Here is a 15,590-nt window from a genome sequence, read left to right on the forward strand (position 1 = left end):
CCGGGGCACGCCGGTCCGCGAACCGGACCCACAGGCCCGGGTAATCGCGCGGCGGCCACCGGTCGGCCACGACGTCCTACTCGGCGCCGGGAGCCGGGTCGGTCACGCGCTCGGGCCGTACGGCGGTCACGAGCGTCATGTCCCGGACGATGAACGGGGCGCCGGCCTCGACCTCGCCCCGGGCGAGCGCGGTCCGGTAGCCGAAGGCCATCGCGACGATCGCCTGGTGCACGAGCGCATCGACGCTCTTGCCGGTCTGCGCCAGGATCGCCAGATCACGGCAACACCCGGCGCACCGGCTCAGGTCGAGTGCGCCACACTGCTGCGCCATGCCCTGCGCCATGCGCTGCGGGAGCGCGGGGCGTGGCGCAGCCTGCGCATCCGGCGCAGGACGGCCCGGCTCACCGGTGGCGCAGTCTGCGCTGCCCAGCTCACCGTGGCGTGCGCCACCCTCGCTGACCTGCGGCGCAGCCTGCGCCACCGCGTCCGGCTCTTCCTGCGCCACGGCTCCAAGGTCGCGCCGTACGGTGTCCTTGGAGACGCCGAGGCGCTCACCGATGGCGCGGTGGCTCAGCTCCGGCTCATCCTGCGCCAGTTGGCGCACCCGGTCGCGGCGCACATTGCGCGCCGAGCCCGGCGTCACTGTGCACGCCCGACGTGGACGGGGCGGCCGTCGCGGACCACGGTGAGCCGCTCGGACCCGGCCGCGAACCAGGCCTCGTACAGCGGGTCGTCGGAGGCCTCGGTGGTGAACCAGCCGGCCAGCTTCTCGACCGCGTCCTCGGCCATGTCGGCGGGCAAGCTGTGGCTGAGCAGCTGCATGTTCATCAGGCCGTCGCCGACGTCGCCGACGATGTACGTCTCGCCGAACGCTTCCAGGCCGTCGGTCCGCTCGTAGCAGACGTGAACCAGGTCCCCGGGGCGGGCCGGGTACCAGGGCGCGGAGGTGAGCTGCTGGTCGCCGTCAAGGAGCGGCGCGAGCTCGCCCACCAGGTCTCCGGTGCCCTTGGCAGCGTCGGCCCGGGCGAGCGGACTGTCTTCGATGGGCCGGGGGCGGCCGAACAGGGCGGTGAACACGGCCGCTGCGAGGGCATCGGCGTCGCCGCTCCACGTGTTCTGGCTGCCGGTCCGGACGTCTTCGACGACCTGGACGCTGATGCGGGCCGGGATGGCGCCGGGGATGAGGCGCTCGATGGCCTCGGTGATGATCTGGAGTCGCACGTCGCGACGCATGTGCATCCTTCGATGTGGTGCCCGGGCGGGCGGGACGGTTGTCAGGGCACGTCACGCCCGCCCGGAGATGAGGGTGGGTCAGGGGTGGGTCAGGTTCGTTTCCGGGAAGCGGCGAGAGCGGCGACGGGCGCGGTGACGCGGAACCCCTCGCGGGTCAGGTCGGCGGCCGCGCGGTGGGCGATGCGCTTGACCTCGTCCTGCTCCAGGCCGGGAACCTCGATCGAGAGTCGGGCGGCGATGACTGAGATCGCGGCCTCGGCGATGTATCCCTGGCGCGCCATAGCGGCTCCTTCTCCTGCTGGGCTTCCTTGCGGTCGCGGCGGACGTAGGCGGGCAGCCAGCCCGGGATGGTGCGGGCTGCCAGCCACGCGGGGACGTGGATGGTGTGGCCGATCAGGCGGTCGGCGACCAGGGCAATCGCCCACCAGGCGGCGATGACGACCGCGAAGATCAGGAGCGCTCGGGTGACAGTCACCGGGCCACCTCGCGGCCCTCGAAGCGGATGAGTGCGACGTCGAGGTAGACCGCGTTGATCCAGCGGCCATCGGTTCCGTCCGGCGGACTCCACATGAGGCTGAGGTCCTGCTCGGCGAGGTCCAGGGCGGCCAGCGCGATCAAGCGCGGGTCGGCCAGAGTGTCGACGTTCAGGAGCTCCGTCTCATCGACGGCGTTGTGCGCGGACCAGCCGGTCACGTGCGACCACGCGAGCGTCAGGCCCTTCTCGCGGACCCCGTCGTCCAGCAGGGCCGTCCCCGCCGGCCACACGACGCGCATGAACAGCACTGGGTGGCCGGGCTTCGCGTCGCGTAATCCGACCTCGACGGCGACGGGAGGCATCAACGCGGCATCGAGCTCCGCCACGACGGCGTCGGCGTACGGGAGGTGCGGGAGCGTCAGGGCCCGGGTGGCATTGCCCACGGACCGGATGCGGTCCAGGGTGCTCTTCCCGGCGGTGACAGCCGCCCTCTCCTCGATGGCGGTCACGCCACACCGCCCAGGGCGGAGGCCTCGGCGAGCCGGGCACCGATCCACTTGACGGCCGCCGGGACCGTGCGCAGTGGCGTACCGCCGCGGCCGCGGCCGTCGTTGGCGTGCGCCCACCGGATCCGCTGCCCGTACCCGAACTGGCCCTTGGGGTCGGGCACGGCAAGCGCCGTCCACACGATGCCGCCGCGATCGCCTCGGCCCTGGGTGATCTGACCAACGATCGAGGCTTCGGTGACCTCCTTCACCCCGGTCCGGGTGAGGACGAAGTCGTGAGGATCGTCGGTGCGGTAGCTGCCGATGTCGAGGTACGGGTGGCCGGGCCAGAGCAGCAGGCCGGCCACCTGACGCGGGGCCAGGCCGTAGCCGAGGGCCGTGGTGCTGGTCGGCAAGGTGCGGGTGTCGGCGGTCTTCTCGCGGGTGATGAGCTCGGCGGCGCCGCACGACTTGCAGACGATGCGGATCATGGTCTGGGTGAAGGTGTTGCGGTGGCCGCAGTCCTCCTGCGGGCAGGAGTGTTTGATCGGGTCGTCGCCCCGGTACTGGTAGCGGGCCGTGCGCTCCTCGTCGCGGATGCCGATGTCCCACGACGGACGCTTGCATCCCTTGAGGTGCTCGGGCTTGTCCCAGCCCAGGTACGTGTCCAGGGGCGAGATCACTGCACACCGCCCATGGCGGCCAGGTAGTCGGCGTCGGCGAGCTCTTCGGCGGCCTCGGCGAGGGCGTTGGTGACGCAGTAGGCGCTGCAGTACCAGCGCGGCTCGCCCTCGACGCCAGCGACCTCGATGCGCGTCCAGCCGAACAGGGCCGGGTCGGAGGCGTCCAGGTCCTCGGGGGTGCCGCACAGCGTCTGCTTGCAGGGCTCGTCGACGACGCGGGCTTCTCCGTCGAGCAGGTTCGCGAGGGCGGGGCGGTCGTCGCCGGTGACTACCAGGTCCGCGCGGCCGCCGTACACCGAGGTGCACTGCAGCGTGACGGCCTTGGCCGTGTCGGCCTCGGCCGGGAGTCCTGCGTGGCGATTCCACGTGAGCGTCATGGGCAGGCCGTCGGTCGCGGTGATGCCGGCCTCGGCGGCGACGGCGACGGCGGCCACGAGCAGCAGTTCGTCGCCGCGCCGGCCCTCGCACAGGCGCATCACGGCGGCGACCTGGCGGCGTGATCCCGCCATCACGGCGAGCTGCTCGCGGAGGTCGGCGGTCTCGGCCCGGCATTCGGCGCGGGTCTGCTCGACGGCGGCGGAGACGGCGGCCTCGACGCTCGCGGCGTCGAAGAGGATGCCGGCGGTGCGCTCGGCCTGGGCGAGGTCCTCGCCGGTGGCGGAGCCGTCCGCCTTCAGCACCGCGTCGAGGACGGCGGCCGCGGCTGCGGTCTCCAGAGACATCGGGGCGGCGGCCACGAGGGTGCCGGTCAGGGACAGGGGCGGCATGGCCCCCGGGTTCTGGGATGATGCGGTCACGGTGTTCCACTCCTTCACGGGGTGTGGTGCGCTGAGGGGTCGCGATCCGGGGACGAGCCGGGCGCGGCCCCGAACTGTTGGGTCAGGCGGCCGTGCGGCGGGCGGCGCGGGCCTTGAGGGCCGGAGCCTCGGTGGCGCGGCGCGACCGGAGCGGGATGAACGCGCGGACCAGGGCCGCGTCCTCCGCCGAGAGCGGCGGAGCGGCAGACACGATCGAGTCGATGTACGCCTGCCGCTCCGACTCGGTCACGCGGCGTTCCCGGCGTCGTCGAGGAGGTCGTCATCGTCGGCCTGCAGGACCGTCTTCAAAGCGGCGTAGACCTGCGGCGACGGCTGGGATCCACCTTGTTCGATCTTGTAGAGATTCCAGTGCGAGCAACCCGCCGCCTCGGCGACCTCGGTCACCTTGAGGCACCGGTCCTCGCGCACATGCCGGAGCTTTGCTCCGGAGATCTTCCGGCTCAACATGGACTCCAAGCTACTCCATTTATTGGAATGCTCAAGCCTTACCTGCCAGTAGCTTGGACAGTAGTTGGGTGATATTGGAGTCACGGAGCGAGAGTGAGAGCACGGATGTCCAGGTCAGAGCGCATGACGAACATTGGAGTAGGTTGGAATGCAGATGTACTCTCAGCGCATGACAGCCGCCCCAGAACCGCGCGTACGGCTAGCGCAGTACATCGAGCGCCGGATCACGACCCTCGCCCTGGAATACGCCGAGGTCTGCCGCAGGGCCGACATCTCCGACGAAACCCTCGGCAAGATCCGCAAAGGCATGCGAGCGCGCAGCTCGACTTACTACAAGCTGGAGCGGGCGCTTGAGTGGGTGCGCGGCAGCGTCGCCGCGATCCTCGATGGCGGTGAACCGACGGCAGTCGAAGACGGCACCCTCCCCGGGGTGCCGGCCGCCGAGCTCGCCGAGGAACTCAGCCTCGCGCAGCGGCTATTGGCCTCCACCATCCGCGAGCTTCGCTTGACGCCGAGCGAGGCGGATGAGGTCTGGCGGCGGGTGCGGCTGGAATTGGAGCGCTCCCACGGGGAGGAATCCGGTCAAGCAACCCAGGAGCGTCAAAATCCTCGCGCCGGATAGTAAAGTCTCGGTCACGACCCGTTGAATGTTGTACTCCTGTTACGGAGATATTGCGGAGAGTGGTCCTCCCCCACATATGACACGTGCACGTACCTGGGGAGGGATGCTCATGTCGCAAGTTGGGCAGGTCGTCGCCGCAGTGGCGGGAGGGGCGATTATCGCGATCTCCGTGATGGCTGGGGTGAAGGCTTTCGGCCTTCACCGCAGGGCCGAGGAGCAGCGCAGAATCGATTTGGCAGTGGGTGCTGTGCTGGGCACCGTGGAAGCGGCCCGGAAAGCGCGCCGGGAACGTCCTCCGGCCGGTTCGCCGGATGACCCTCCGGTGGAGAAGAGAGCCGAAGAGCGGTCCCGGGCGCATCTGAGACTGATCACCCGGCCGCCCCGTGGTCCTGGTCAGCCGGGGTCGGCGGCGCGGGCGGAAAGGTCAGTTCGGGCGAGGGGCCGGTGACGGCGCCGTTTGGCGCCACTCGAGACGTTCTGCGATCGCGTCCCGCCCGGTGCGGGGGCTGGGCAGGACGCACGCCCTCCCGAGGTAGCCGGGGCCCAGGACGAGTCGCGCGGTTGCCCGGCGCGCCCGCAGAGGAGCCTCGCCCCAGGAGTCCCATACGTCCGCGCCCGGCCTGAGGATGGCGAGGATGGCGGCGGGAACGGTGAGTTCCCGCTCCCTCGCCTCCAGCGCGGCCACTTCGGCTTCCTTGGCTTCGAGGCTGGTGGCCAGGATCCTGACCTCGGCGAGGGTAGTGCCCTTCGCGTCTCGCATCTCGTCTCGGTCGGCGCGGGCCCGGGCCAGGTCGGCGCGCACTGCGCGGACGGTGGCGTCGTCGGAGCCGGGTGCGCGGAGGACCTCGTAGATGTCCGGGCGGGCGAGGTAGGACATGAGGATGCCGGGACGGCCGCGGTCGCCGAGGATGAGGTCGTCGACTCCAGCTTTCTGGATCTTCAGGTTGCAGCCACGGCAGCGGTAGACGGGGTAGCGCCCGGGCGCGGATCTGACAGAGAGCTGGCCATCGCACCGGCCGCAGTAGAGGCCGGCCGTGAGGACGTGCTGAACAGGTCCGGCGCTGAGCCGCGAGGGATCGGTGACCATCCGGTAGACGGACCAGAACCGCTCCTCCGGGATGAGGCCGTCCCACACGCCGGGGTACACCGTGCCCTGGTAGTAGCGCAGTCCGGCGTACGAGTGCCTGGTCGCCATGGCTCGGAGATACCCGTGGGTGAGCGGGCCGCCGGACAGATTGAGGTACCCACGTTCCTTGAAGGTGCGGGTGATCTCGGCGAAGGAGTGCCCCGTGTCGAGCATCTCGAAGAGCTCCTTCGGGACCATCGACCGGGTCTCGTCCTCGACCCAGGTGACCAACTTCCCGGTGCGCTGGTCGTATACCGGCTTGAGGCCGTACGGGGCCTCGCCGTGCGGCCGGCCTCTGCGTGCTTCCTTCGGGGTCGTGCGCGCGACGCGCTTGTGGGTCTTGTACGACTCGTACTCCGAGTCGTTGGCGTCGTCGATCAGGGCTTTGCGGTCGCGGCCGTTGGCCGGGTCGTACAGGCGCTCATGGGTCGTGACCCAGATCTTGACGCCCTTGTCCTCGCACAGCTCGATGAAGCTGACCCACTCGCCGACGCGCCGGGATCCGCGCGAGGACTCCCACAGCATGAGGATGTCGGCCCCGAACGCGCTCTCGCGCCCGGTCGGTCCGCTCCCCAGGTCGGCGACCAGCTGCTCGAAGTCACCGCGTCGGCCGCGGGCGTAGCGCGAGGCACTCACGCCGTCGTCGATGTACGGATCCCCGAGGTCCCAGTCCTGCTCGTCGGCGGCCGACGCGTTGTCTGCCCCCTGGTCCTCGATACTGGTGCCGCCCTTGTTATCGGACAGGCGGCGGTACTCCCGGGCGACCAATCTCTCCATGCCTACGTGATACCAGAGTTGGGACCCGTAGTCGCTACTTCTGCACGCTCCTGGAGATCGGCCCGGCCGGGGCCTCGGCGGACCACTCGGCCGATCCGACGACCGTGCAGGACGTCTTCGTCCGCATCGGCGGTGCCGGCGCGGGCAGGGCGACGACCAGCATCGTCGTCAACAGCAGGCACACGATCATCGACCACACCTGGGTGTGGCGCGCCGACCACGGCACCGGTGTCGGCTGGGAGACCAACAGGGCCGACTACGGCATCCGCGTCAACGGCGACGACGTCCTGGCCACCGGCCTGTTCGTCGAGCACTTCAACAAGTACGACGTGCAGTGGTACGGCCAGCGGGGCCGCACCGTCTTCTTCCAGAACGAGAAGGCGTACGACGCGCCCAACCAGGCCGCCGTGCAGAACGGGAGCGTCAAGGGGTACGCGGCCTACAAGGTCGGCGACAACGTGACCACCCACGAGGGCTGGGGTCTGGGCAGCTACTGCTACTACAACGTCGACCCGACGATCGTCCAGCACCACGGCTTCGCGGCGCCGAACCGGCCGGGCGTCAAGTTCCACGATCTGCTGGTGGTCTCGCTCGGCGGCAACGGGCAGTACGAGCACGTCGTCAACGACACGGGCTCGCCCACGTCGGGCACCTCGACGGTGCCGTCGACCGTGGTCTCGTATCCCTGACGATTCCCGGCACCGCGCTTCCGGCAGCCCGTTCCCGGCGGCCCGCCCGCACGGGTGCGCCCCGGGGAGCCCGCCCTCGACAGGGGGCCGGGTTCTCCGGGGCGAGGGCGCCGCTCGCCCGTGTCCGTCCGCGCCCGTCGTGTCAGTAGCGCTGGGCCTTGGTCAGGGCGGGGGTGAGCTGGGGCTCCGCGGGCTGCCTGCTGATCACGACCGGCTGCGCCTTCTTGCCGGGCTCGAGGTTCTCCTTCCCGACGAACGCCGTCTCCACGACCTTGCCGTCGGGGTTCTTCCAGTCGACCTGCACGGCGTACGAGGCCGTCTTGCCGCTCCTGTTGGTGATGGTGACCACCACGGCACGCAGTCCGCCGGTTTCCGACGTGGGCAGGCCGGTCATGCTGACCTCGGACGTGGCGTTGCCGCCGCCCTTGACGTTCTTCAGCTGCTTCTCGGCGGTGGCGGCCGCGCGGGCGGTGTCGGCCGAGACCGAGGCCGCGAACTCCGAGGCCCTGGCCGAGACGGAGGCGGCTGCGGAGGAGGCCCGCTCGGACGCCGACCCGATGATCGAGGAGGCCGCCGAGGCGATGGCGGACGGCGGAGTCCCCGTGAAGTTCGAGGCGTTCGGCGGAGTGGGCCGCGGGGTGATCGAGGCCGTTGCACTGTTGCCGCCGCCGTTGTCCGAGCTGCACGAGACGAGAGCGGAGCCGCACGCGATCGCGGACAGCAGGACAACGACACGCCGTGATCCGCTTCGGCCGTGGGGAACACGTCTGCTCATGGGGCTGGCCTCTTCCTGCCGTACGGGGCACGGCGGCTCGTCCCTTTTCCCGCCGTACGGACTCCCTCATGCTCCGCGCCGCTCCCCGCCACGGCGAACCACGGGGGCCCATTGGGGTGGCGGGGCCGGATCAGCCCCCGTGCCGTGCTCCGTCGAGCCACGCGTCCGTGACCGCCAGGGCCGCCGCCATGATGCTCAACTGCGGGTTGACCTCCGGGCAGCCCGGCAGGACCGACCCGTCCGCGATCAGGACTCCGCGCGCACCGCGGAGCCTGCCCTCGGGGTCGGCGGGTGCCCGCTGCGGATCGCCTCCCGCTGCCACCGTGCCGGTCGGGTGGAACGCCGACACGTGGAGATCTCGGGCGCGGACCGAGGTGAGCAGTTCGTCGAGCGCGTCGAGTGTCGCGGCGCGGGGTGCGCCGGGGACTCCGGTGAGCACCTCCGTCGCCCCCGCGGCGAACAGCAGTCGGCCCATGGCACGTACGGCGGTCATCAGGCGGTCGCCGTCACGGGGGTCGAGGTCGTAGCGGACGAGCGTCCGGTCCCGGCCCCTGACCTGGCCCGACGGGCGGTCGGCGATCATCGCGCCGAGGGTGGCCAGCCGGTCCGAGCCCTCCAGTTCGCGCCGCAGTTCCCGGCCGAGGCCGGGCAGGACGAAGCTGCTCATGCCGGGCGGGCTCGCGGTCGCCTCGACGAGGATCCCGTGTGCGTGCAGCTCCTCGACGCCGACGCTCTGGAGCACGCCCCGCCAGGCCGTCACCGGCTCGGCGAAGCGTCCGGCGACGCTGGTGGCCGGGTGCACGCTGAGGTTGCGGCCCAGACGGGGATGTCCGCCGAGGCCCGAGCGGCGCAGCAGGGGCGGAGTCCCGAGGGCGCCGGCCGCCGTCACGACGAGGGGACTGAGGATCTCCAGTTCGCCGCCGTCCGGGCGGCGCGCCCGGACTCCCGCGGCGCGGGGCGGGCCCGGCACGTCATGGTCGAGCAGGATGCGCAGGACCCGAGCGCCCGTGACGATCCGGGCACCGGCGGCGCAGGCGTCGGGCAGGACGGACAGCTGCACGCTCTGTTTGGCTCCGGTGGGGCAGCCCACCACGCACTGGCACGAGCCCTTGCAGCCGGGGGCGTTGCGGCGCAGCGGGGCGGCCCGCCAGCCGAGCCGTTCGGCGCCCCTGAGGGTGATCAGCCCGTTGTTGCCGAGGACGTCGAGCGGCTGGGGTGCCACCCGCAGGGTGCGCTCGACCTCGTCGAGGAGGGGTCCGAATCGCTCGGCGAGCCCGAACCCGAAGACACTCCGCCAGCGTTCGAGCACGTGGTCCGGAGTGCGGTAGCAGGTACCGGAGTTGACCACGGTGGTGCCACCGACGGCACGGCCGACGGGCAGCAGGACCGGTGGGCTGCCGAGGGCCACGGTGGCGCCGCCGTCCCGGTACAGCTCGGTGAACCGGTCGAGGGGTGCCCGGCGGCCGAAGGAGGCGGTCGTGTGGTGGCGGCCCTCCTCCAGGACGACGACGCTCAGTCCGGCGCGGGCGAGGGTCCGCGCCGCCATGGCGCCGCCCGCGCCGGAGCCGACGACGACGGCGTCGGCGGTGGTGCGGGCCGGCCACTCCTCGGCCGGCGTGCAGTCGAGGGGCGGATCCGCCGGGGCGGGTACGGAGGCGGGTTCGGGCTGGGTCCGTTCGGTGCCGGCGGCGAGCAGGACGGGAACCTTGAGGAGGTCCAGCAGCGGGGCGAGCCGGGGCCGCCCGGCCAGCGAGCGGAGCACGTCCTCGCGTTCGTCGGGGCGAAGCGCCGCCAGGGTCCTGCCGGTGCGCACCAGGGCGTACGTCTCCAGGGCGGCGACGGCGGTGCGCACCCCGGCGCGGGCCGGCCGGGGCAGTGCGGCGAGCACGGAATCGAGGCGTTGCGGGACTCGGGCGGGCCATCCGGCGGCGCCGTCGTCGGCGAGGAGCGCGGCGACCAGCCCGTCGGCGGTCATCGTTCGCCCGCCTCGGCGTGCGCGGTGCCGTCCAGGGTCCAGGAGGCTTCGGGGCGCCAGTGGCCCCACCAGCGTTCCAGGACGACACGGGCGTCCGCGGACTCGCTGTTGCGGCACACCGCCCGGGAGCCGTCCGGGTCACGGTACTCGAGGGTGAGTGTCCGTTCCGGGGGCTGGTTCACCTCGACGCGGATGCGGCGCAGGGCCGTCCGGCCGGTGACCGTCCACACCGGCAGGCCGAAGGCGGCCCGGAAGCGTCCGGGTCCCATCCGGCCGATCGCCGAGCGCTCCGGCCGCCGGGGCCAGGTGCGGCCGTTTAGTCGCAGGCGCAGGAAGACGAGCGGGGGCAGCCGGCGCAGCGCGGGCCGGGTGGACACGGCGGCGACGATCTCCAGGACGTCTCCGTCGCCGAGGTCGGCATGCAGCCAGGTCCACCGTTGCGCGTTGCCGTGCCCGTAGATCCGGGCCGAGGCTCCGGGTGCGCCGCGCAGGTTCAAGGTCGTTCCCTCGTACGAGATTTCGCCCTCGTACGTGGCGCGCGCGGCCGGCAGCATCTGGGCGGCGGGCAGCAGGGGGTGGCGCCAGGACCAGCGAGGGAAGGTGAACAGCGGTGGCCCCTGTGGGCGTTCGTGGAGTTTCCAGTGGAAGTCGCCCGCGCTGCCCGTGAGCCGGCCGTCGGCGTGGGTGATGTCCTCGGTGGCGAAGCCGTCGGCCGGCCGGGTCCAGGGGACGGGGCCGAAGCGGGCGTGGCGCACCTCGCCGTCACGGGGGAACGCGGCCGCCCAGCCATGGGCGAAGGGCTCGGATCCGTCGGCGGGAGCGACGAGTTCGTGGTGCAGCCAGATTCCGGTGCCGGTCGCCGGGTCGGTGAGGGTGGTGTACCAGACCTCGGTGCGGCCCGGAGTGCCGTTCCAGCGCGGGGCCGTGTGGTTCGCGAGGTCCTCGCGGCTCGGGAAGCGGAAGCCGAGCAGAAACGGGACGAGGCCGGTGGCGAGGGGGAAGCGCAGGACTCCCTCGCCCACCCTCGTCCGGTCCTCGTACAGGGTGAACGGCAGCACGGTCATCGAGTCGACGGGATGGCGGGGAGTCACCGACTTCCAGCCGTCCAGGGTGAGGCGGCGTCCGTCGGTGGTGAACGTGAGCCGGTAGCGGATGCGTCGCCGGGCGATCGGTGACACCTCCAACTCGCCCTCGGCGCAGGGGTCGTCGGTGTGTCCGGCGATGCGCACGCGGCCGCTCAGACGGGCCGGGGTGGTCCGGTGCGGAAGCAGGACCCGGTCCGCGACGGCGCGCAGATCGAGCCGGACGCGCCGCTCCCCCGCGTCGCCGTCGAGACGGACGGTGCCGAGCATCGTCTCCGTGAACACCGTGCCCCTCACGCGAGGCCCTCCAGCATGATGCGTTCGGTGTCCCGCAGATAGGCACCGGCCGCCTCGCGCGCGCGCCGGGCGTCCCCGGCGGTGACGGCCTCCACGACCGGCGCCAGCCTCCGGTGGGCGGCCTCCGGGTCGGTGAAGGGTCCCTTCAGCAGGGAACGGACCGGCAGGTAGGCGTTGAAGAGCGTGTTCGTGAGCAGGACGTAGACGCGGTTGCCCGTGGCCCGGGCCAGCGCGCGGTGCACCTCGACGTCGGCCAGCTGGACCGCGTCGGCGCCCTCGGCCCGCCGCAGGGCCGCGAGCAGCGCGCTCAGCTCGGCCCGTTGCGCGCGGGTGCCGCGTTCGGCAGCCCGTTCGGCGATCAACGCACCGATACCGCGCCGCACTTCGAACACCTCGTGCACCCAGCCGGAGTCGTGCCGTACGAGCATGGGCAGGAGATCCGCTCCGCCGAGCCGGGCGTAGTCCCGCACCCGGGTGCCCACTCCGTGCCGGGTCTCCAGCAGCCCGGCCTGGACGAGCCGCCCGAAGGCGTGCTTGAGCGTGGTGCGTGTGACGCCGTACCCGTCGGCCAGTCGCCGTTCCGGGGGAAGGTAACTCCCCGCCGGATGACGGCCGTCGAGTATGTCCGTGCGCAGCCGGTCCTCCAGGACGTCCACGATGGTCTCGCGGGGCAGTGCCTGCATGTTTCCCTCCACGCGTTTCCCTTTCCGGGCGAGTGGCTGAGTGGATGAGCCACTGAACCAGCGACCGGCCGTGGAGGTCAACCCCTGACTCGCCGGCAACTCGTTTCACCACAAGGCAAGTTGGACCGGACCAATCGTGTGCGAATCGTTGACATGTGCGCCGTCCGGCTCGATTCTGAGAGCGCTCTCAACGGGAAGCGGACGAGCCGCGTCCGCGTGAATCCACCTCGCTGAACCCCCACATCAAGGAGGCAGAGAGTGCGTGCGAGAACCAGATGGCCGGCCTGGGCGCTGGCCTCGGCAACGCTCACCACGGCGTTGCTCACCTTCGGAGCGCCCACCCGCGCCGAGGCCGCGGTCCCGGCGACCATCCCGCTCACCTTCACCAACAACTCCGGCCGCGCCGAGCAGATCTACCTCTACGACCTCGGCACACAGCTGTCTTCGGGACGGCAGGGCTGGGCCGACGCGAACGGCGCCTTCCACGCGTGGCCCGCGGGCGGCAACCCGCCGACACCCGCGCCGGACGCGTCGATCACGGGACCGGCGAACGGCCAGTCGAAGACGATCCGGCTCCCCAAGTTCTCCGGTCGGCTCTACTTCTCCTTCGGCCATAAGCTCGACTTCCGGGTGACGACCGGCGGTCTGGTGCAGCCGGCCGTCCAGAATCCGAGCGACCCGAACCACAACATCCTCTTCAACTGGTCCGAGTACACGCTCAACGACTCCGGTCTGTGGATCAACAGCACCCAGGTCGACATGTTCTCCGCGCCCTACGCCGTCGGCGTCAAGCTCGCCGACGGGACGACGAAGAGCACCGGGCACCTCAAATCCGGTGGCTACAACGGCGTCCTCAACGCGCTGCGCGGCCGGCCGGGCGGCTGGGCGAACCTCATCCAGACCCGGTCCGACGGCACGGTGCTGCGGGCGCTCGCCCCGGGGCACGGCATCGAGGCGGGGTCCCTTCCGGCCACCGTCATGGACGACTACATCAACCGCGTCTGGCAGAAGTACGGTTCGTCGACGCTGACGGTGACGCCGTTCGCCGACCAGCCGAACACCAAGTACTTCGGCCGGGTCTCCGGCGGCGTCATGAACTTCACCAACAGCTCGGGAGCGGTCGTCACCAGCTTCCAGAAGCCCGACTCGGACAGCGTCTTCGGCTGCTACAAGCGGCTCGACGCGCCCAACGACCTGGTGCGCGGGCCCATTTCACGCACGCTGTGCGCGGGGTTCAACCGCACCACACTGCTGACCAACCCCAACCAACCGGACACCACTTCCGCGAACTTCTACGCGGACGCGGTGACCAACCAGTACGCCCGCGCCATCCACGCGCAGATGGCGGACGGCAAGGCCTACGCGTTCGCGTTCGACGATGTCGGGAACCACGAGTCCCTGGTCAATGACGGCAATCCGCAGCAGGCCTTCGTCACGCTGGATCCGTTCAGCTGATTTCAGACACGTCGAAGGCGGGAGCGGGGCCGGGTCCCGGACGGGAACCGCCCCCGCGTCGCCGCGGCCCAGTCCCCTGGCCGCGGCGACGCGGGTGTCACCGGCTGTCGCCGGCCTCACCTGTCGCCGTCGGGATCCAGACAGAGCACGGGAACCCGTTGGACGAGGTTGTTGACGAAGCCGCCGCGGTTCCACGGCTGGCCGAGCGGCTGGGTGTGCCCGTCCGCGTCGGTGGCGCGCGCGCCGAGGACATGCCGGCCGGGGGTCGCCGTCCAGGTGAAGCGCCACGCGCGCCAGGCCCAGCGGTGGCCGTCCGGCGGGTCCAGCCGGGCCGGGTGCCAGGTGTGCCCCTCGTCCGTGCTCACCTCGACCCCGGTCACGGGCGCACACCCCGACCAGGCCCGTCCCGTCAGGGTGACGGCGCCCGGCGTCACGGCCCGCGCCCGCGACATGAAGTCGGGGAAGCCGGGCGGGACCATCAGGGCACGCGGGGCGATACGGGTGACCGGCTCGCCCTCTCCGGCGGCCTCCTGCCGCAGCCGGTACGCCACGGCCTGCTGGAATCCCCGGAACGGGGCGCTCGTCACCGTGATCTCCCGGAGCCACTTCACCTGGGCCATGCCGTACCAGCCGGGCACCACGAGCCGCAGTGGATACCCGTGCTGCGGTGGCAGCGGGGCTCCGTTCATCGCGTAGGCCACCAGGACCTCGGGCTCCTCGCCGCGCGCCACGTCCAGCGGAAGGGCCCGCTGATAGTCCTGCTCGACCCCGCGTTCCACGCCGTGATCGGCTCCGGTGAACACCACGTCCACCGCGTCCGGTTCGGCACCGGCCTCGGCGAGCAGCACGCGCAGCGGCACACCCGTCCACTCGGCCGTCCCGACCGCCTCGACCAGCCACGGCTGGCTCACCGGCCGGGGTGTCAGCAGGGCCCGCCCGTTGCCCGCGCACTCCATGGTCACCCGCTGTCTGACCGCGGGATACGCCTTCAGCCCGTCGACGCCGAGGAGCAGCGGGCGTCGTACCCGCCCACCGAGAACGAGCCGCCAGTCGGACTCCTCGGCGTACGGGATGTCGTAGTGCGTGAGCACATAGTGCAGCCCCGGCGGTGTGACCTCGTAGCGCAGAGCCTCGAGCGGCAGTCCGTGATTACGGGCGGCGAGAGCCAGCTCCTGGGCGCTGATGCCCTCGTCCGGGCCGGCCAGCCGGGCGGGTGCGCTCATGTCCTCGAGGCGTTGCCCCATGACTCCAGTGTCCGCCCGCGCGGGACCCGGTGGCTAGGGCTGGCTTGGGCCGGTGCTCCGGTCGACCAGATCGCGCCAGCCCGCCTCCAGGCGCTCCGGCGGCATACCGCGCTGGCGGGTGAGATGGGCGATCAGTGCCGGGTCCAGGTACCCCATCAGGGTCTGGGCGACGAGCTCGACGTCCGTGTCCGGTCCCGGTCCGGCCTGCCTCAGCAGCATGCACACGTGCATGAAGCGGACCCGGTACGGCGCCGAGGTGAAGCGGCGGGTGGACTCGGGCTCGGCGGCGAGGTACAGGTCGAGCCGGTCGGCGGTCAGACGCAGGGCCCGGCATCCGAAGGCGTGCAGGCGGTCCACCGCCGGCGCGCCGGGGCCGAGCGGGGCCGGACCGCTGATGAAGGCGTTCTGGAAGCGCTGCTCGGTGTGGTCGAGGAGAGCCATCAGCAGGCCGGTGCGGTCGCCGAAGCGCCGGAAGACGGTCCCCTTGCCCACCGCCGCCGCGCAGGCGACGCCTTCCATCGTGAGCTTGGCCACTCCCTGCTCCTCGACCAGCCGCGCCGCGGCCTCCAGCAGACGCGCGCGGTTGCGGGCGGCGTCGGCGCGCAGCGGGGCGGTCTCGGGCGCGGTGAGCTGCATGAGGACGGGCTCGTCGGGCGATTCCGATCGCTTCGGGAACGGCGGAAGTGGCTGGGACATGAAGCCAGCGTAACGGCATCCGGGGCCA

General features: G+C 71.7%; 17 protein-coding genes and 1 pseudogene. 3 read left to right on the forward strand and 15 right to left on the reverse strand.

The genetic code is table 11. From position 1 onward, the window contains the following. Positions 1 to 76: 76 nt before the first annotated feature. The 8 genes from ABZV42_RS07350 to ABZV42_RS07385 all read right to left on the reverse strand — a co-directional run bounded on the left by ABZV42_RS07350 (position 77) and on the right by ABZV42_RS07385 (position 4,141). The gene (locus tag ABZV42_RS07350) at positions 77 to 643 is read right to left on the reverse strand and encodes an HTH domain-containing protein (RefSeq protein ID WP_356051153.1); all 567 of its coding nucleotides are present in this window, start codon (positions 641 to 643) and stop codon (positions 77 to 79) included. Next, positions 640 to 1,233, reverse strand: coding sequence for a hypothetical protein (locus ABZV42_RS07355; protein WP_356051155.1), 594 nt, complete (start codon positions 1,231 to 1,233; stop codon positions 640 to 642). Before ABZV42_RS07355 ends, ABZV42_RS07350 begins: the two co-directional genes overlap by 4 nt. An 89-nt stretch (positions 1,234 to 1,322) precedes the next feature. Further along, complete coding sequence (locus tag ABZV42_RS07360; protein ID WP_356051156.1) at positions 1,323 to 1,514, reverse strand: hypothetical protein; 192 nt, start codon at positions 1,512 to 1,514, stop codon at positions 1,323 to 1,325. Between the two features lie 190 nt (positions 1,515 to 1,704). Beyond that, positions 1,705 to 2,217: a hypothetical protein gene (locus tag ABZV42_RS07365; protein ID WP_356051158.1), complete on the reverse strand. Its 513-nt coding sequence runs from the start codon at positions 2,215 to 2,217 to the stop codon at positions 1,705 to 1,707. Next, a complete protein-coding gene (locus ABZV42_RS07370; protein ID WP_356051160.1) occupies positions 2,214 to 2,876 on the reverse strand; it encodes a hypothetical protein in 663 nt (220 codons plus the stop codon). Before ABZV42_RS07370 ends, ABZV42_RS07365 begins: the two co-directional genes overlap by 4 nt. Continuing rightward, the gene (locus ABZV42_RS07375; RefSeq protein ID WP_356051162.1) at positions 2,873 to 3,673 is read right to left on the reverse strand and encodes a hypothetical protein; all 801 of its coding nucleotides are present in this window, start codon (positions 3,671 to 3,673) and stop codon (positions 2,873 to 2,875) included. Before ABZV42_RS07375 ends, ABZV42_RS07370 begins: the two co-directional genes overlap by 4 nt. A gap of 82 nt (positions 3,674 to 3,755) precedes the next feature. Next, a complete protein-coding gene (locus ABZV42_RS07380) occupies positions 3,756 to 3,923 on the reverse strand; it encodes a hypothetical protein (protein WP_356051163.1) in 168 nt (55 codons plus the stop codon). Next, complete coding sequence (locus ABZV42_RS07385) at positions 3,920 to 4,141, reverse strand: helix-turn-helix transcriptional regulator (protein WP_356051165.1); 222 nt, start codon at positions 4,139 to 4,141, stop codon at positions 3,920 to 3,922. The genes ABZV42_RS07380 and ABZV42_RS07385 overlap by 4 nt, the downstream gene beginning before the upstream one ends. A 169-nt stretch (positions 4,142 to 4,310) precedes the next feature. Here ABZV42_RS07385 and ABZV42_RS07390 point away from each other — a divergent pair, with 169 nt between their 5' ends. Then, positions 4,311 to 4,763 (forward strand): hypothetical protein, encoded by a 453-nt coding sequence (locus tag ABZV42_RS07390; RefSeq protein ID WP_356051167.1) that lies wholly within the window; start codon positions 4,311 to 4,313, stop codon positions 4,761 to 4,763. A gap of 424 nt (positions 4,764 to 5,187) precedes the next feature. On the opposite strand, the gene ABZV42_RS07395 is transcribed toward ABZV42_RS07390, so the two are convergent. Then, complete coding sequence (locus tag ABZV42_RS07395; RefSeq protein WP_356051169.1) at positions 5,188 to 6,666, reverse strand: recombinase family protein; 1,479 nt, start codon at positions 6,664 to 6,666, stop codon at positions 5,188 to 5,190. 44 nt (positions 6,667 to 6,710) lie between these two features. Between ABZV42_RS07395 and ABZV42_RS07400 the strand changes: the two are divergent. Beyond that, positions 6,711 to 7,355, forward strand: a pseudogene (locus tag ABZV42_RS07400) (coagulation factor 5/8 type domain-containing protein); the annotation flags it as partial. 142 nt (positions 7,356 to 7,497) lie between these two features. Here the strand turns inward: ABZV42_RS07400 and ABZV42_RS07405 are convergent. From ABZV42_RS07405 to ABZV42_RS07420, 4 genes are all read right to left on the reverse strand, one after another. Then, positions 7,498 to 8,130, reverse strand: coding sequence for a hypothetical protein (locus tag ABZV42_RS07405; RefSeq protein WP_355979993.1), 633 nt, complete (start codon positions 8,128 to 8,130; stop codon positions 7,498 to 7,500). Between the two features lie 130 nt (positions 8,131 to 8,260). Further along, the gene (locus ABZV42_RS07410; RefSeq protein ID WP_355979996.1) at positions 8,261 to 10,105 is read right to left on the reverse strand and encodes a GMC family oxidoreductase; all 1,845 of its coding nucleotides are present in this window, start codon (positions 10,103 to 10,105) and stop codon (positions 8,261 to 8,263) included. Beyond that, on the reverse strand, positions 10,102 to 11,484 hold the full coding sequence (locus ABZV42_RS07415) for a hypothetical protein (protein ID WP_355979999.1): 1,383 nt from the start codon (positions 11,482 to 11,484) through the stop codon (positions 10,102 to 10,104). Before ABZV42_RS07415 ends, ABZV42_RS07410 begins: the two co-directional genes overlap by 4 nt. Further along, entirely contained in the window at positions 11,481 to 12,167 is a 687-nt protein-coding gene (locus ABZV42_RS07420; protein WP_355980002.1) for an FCD domain-containing protein, read from the reverse strand. Before ABZV42_RS07420 ends, ABZV42_RS07415 begins: the two co-directional genes overlap by 4 nt. Before the next feature lie 318 nt (positions 12,168 to 12,485). On the opposite strand from ABZV42_RS07420, the gene ABZV42_RS07425 reads away from it, so the two are divergent. After that, positions 12,486 to 13,622, forward strand: a complete 1,137-nt coding sequence (locus ABZV42_RS07425; protein WP_355980412.1) for a glycoside hydrolase family 64 protein — start codon at positions 12,486 to 12,488, stop codon at positions 13,620 to 13,622. Positions 13,623 to 13,738: 116 nt separating this feature from the next. Here ABZV42_RS07425 and ABZV42_RS07430 read toward each other — a convergent pair whose 3' ends face one another. Together ABZV42_RS07430 and ABZV42_RS07435 are read right to left on the reverse strand one after the other, a co-directional pair. After that, positions 13,739 to 14,866 (reverse strand): sulfite oxidase, encoded by a 1,128-nt coding sequence (locus tag ABZV42_RS07430; RefSeq protein WP_355980005.1) that lies wholly within the window; start codon positions 14,864 to 14,866, stop codon positions 13,739 to 13,741. 33 nt (positions 14,867 to 14,899) lie between these two features. Next, positions 14,900 to 15,562 carry a TetR/AcrR family transcriptional regulator gene (locus ABZV42_RS07435; protein ID WP_355980008.1) on the reverse strand — a complete coding sequence of 221 codons (663 nt, stop codon included), beginning with the start codon at positions 15,560 to 15,562 and terminating at the stop codon, positions 14,900 to 14,902. Between the last annotated feature and the right edge of the window lie 28 nt (positions 15,563 to 15,590).

This window comes from Streptomyces sp. NPDC005281, assembly GCF_040607495.1.
Taxonomy (GTDB): domain Bacteria; phylum Actinomycetota; class Actinomycetes; order Streptomycetales; family Streptomycetaceae; genus Streptomyces.

Bases quoted from the DNA above. Each gene is read 5' to 3' on its own strand.
- ABZV42_RS07420 (WP_355980002.1), bottom strand. From the start codon at position 12,167: ATGCAGGCACTGCCCCGCGAGACCATCGTGGACGTCCTGGAGGACCGG.
- ABZV42_RS07395 (WP_356051169.1), bottom strand. From the start codon at position 6,666: ATGGAGAGATTGGTCGCCCGGGAGTACCGCCGCCTGTCCGATAACAAG.
- ABZV42_RS07390 (WP_356051167.1), top strand. From the start codon at position 4,311: ATGACAGCCGCCCCAGAACCGCGCGTACGGCTAGCGCAGTACATCGAG.
- ABZV42_RS07405 (WP_355979993.1), bottom strand. From the start codon at position 8,130: ATGAGCAGACGTGTTCCCCACGGCCGAAGCGGATCACGGCGTGTCGTT.
- ABZV42_RS07385 (WP_356051165.1), bottom strand. From the start codon at position 4,141: ATGTTGAGCCGGAAGATCTCCGGAGCAAAGCTCCGGCATGTGCGCGAG.
- ABZV42_RS07435 (WP_355980008.1), bottom strand. From the start codon at position 15,562: ATGTCCCAGCCACTTCCGCCGTTCCCGAAGCGATCGGAATCGCCCGAC.
- ABZV42_RS07410 (WP_355979996.1), bottom strand. From the start codon at position 10,105: ATGACCGCCGACGGGCTGGTCGCCGCGCTCCTCGCCGACGACGGCGCC.
- ABZV42_RS07360 (WP_356051156.1), bottom strand. From the start codon at position 1,514: ATGGCGCGCCAGGGATACATCGCCGAGGCCGCGATCTCAGTCATCGCC.
- ABZV42_RS07430 (WP_355980005.1), bottom strand. From the start codon at position 14,866: ATGGGGCAACGCCTCGAGGACATGAGCGCACCCGCCCGGCTGGCCGGC.
- ABZV42_RS07355 (WP_356051155.1), bottom strand. From the start codon at position 1,233: ATGCGTCGCGACGTGCGACTCCAGATCATCACCGAGGCCATCGAGCGC.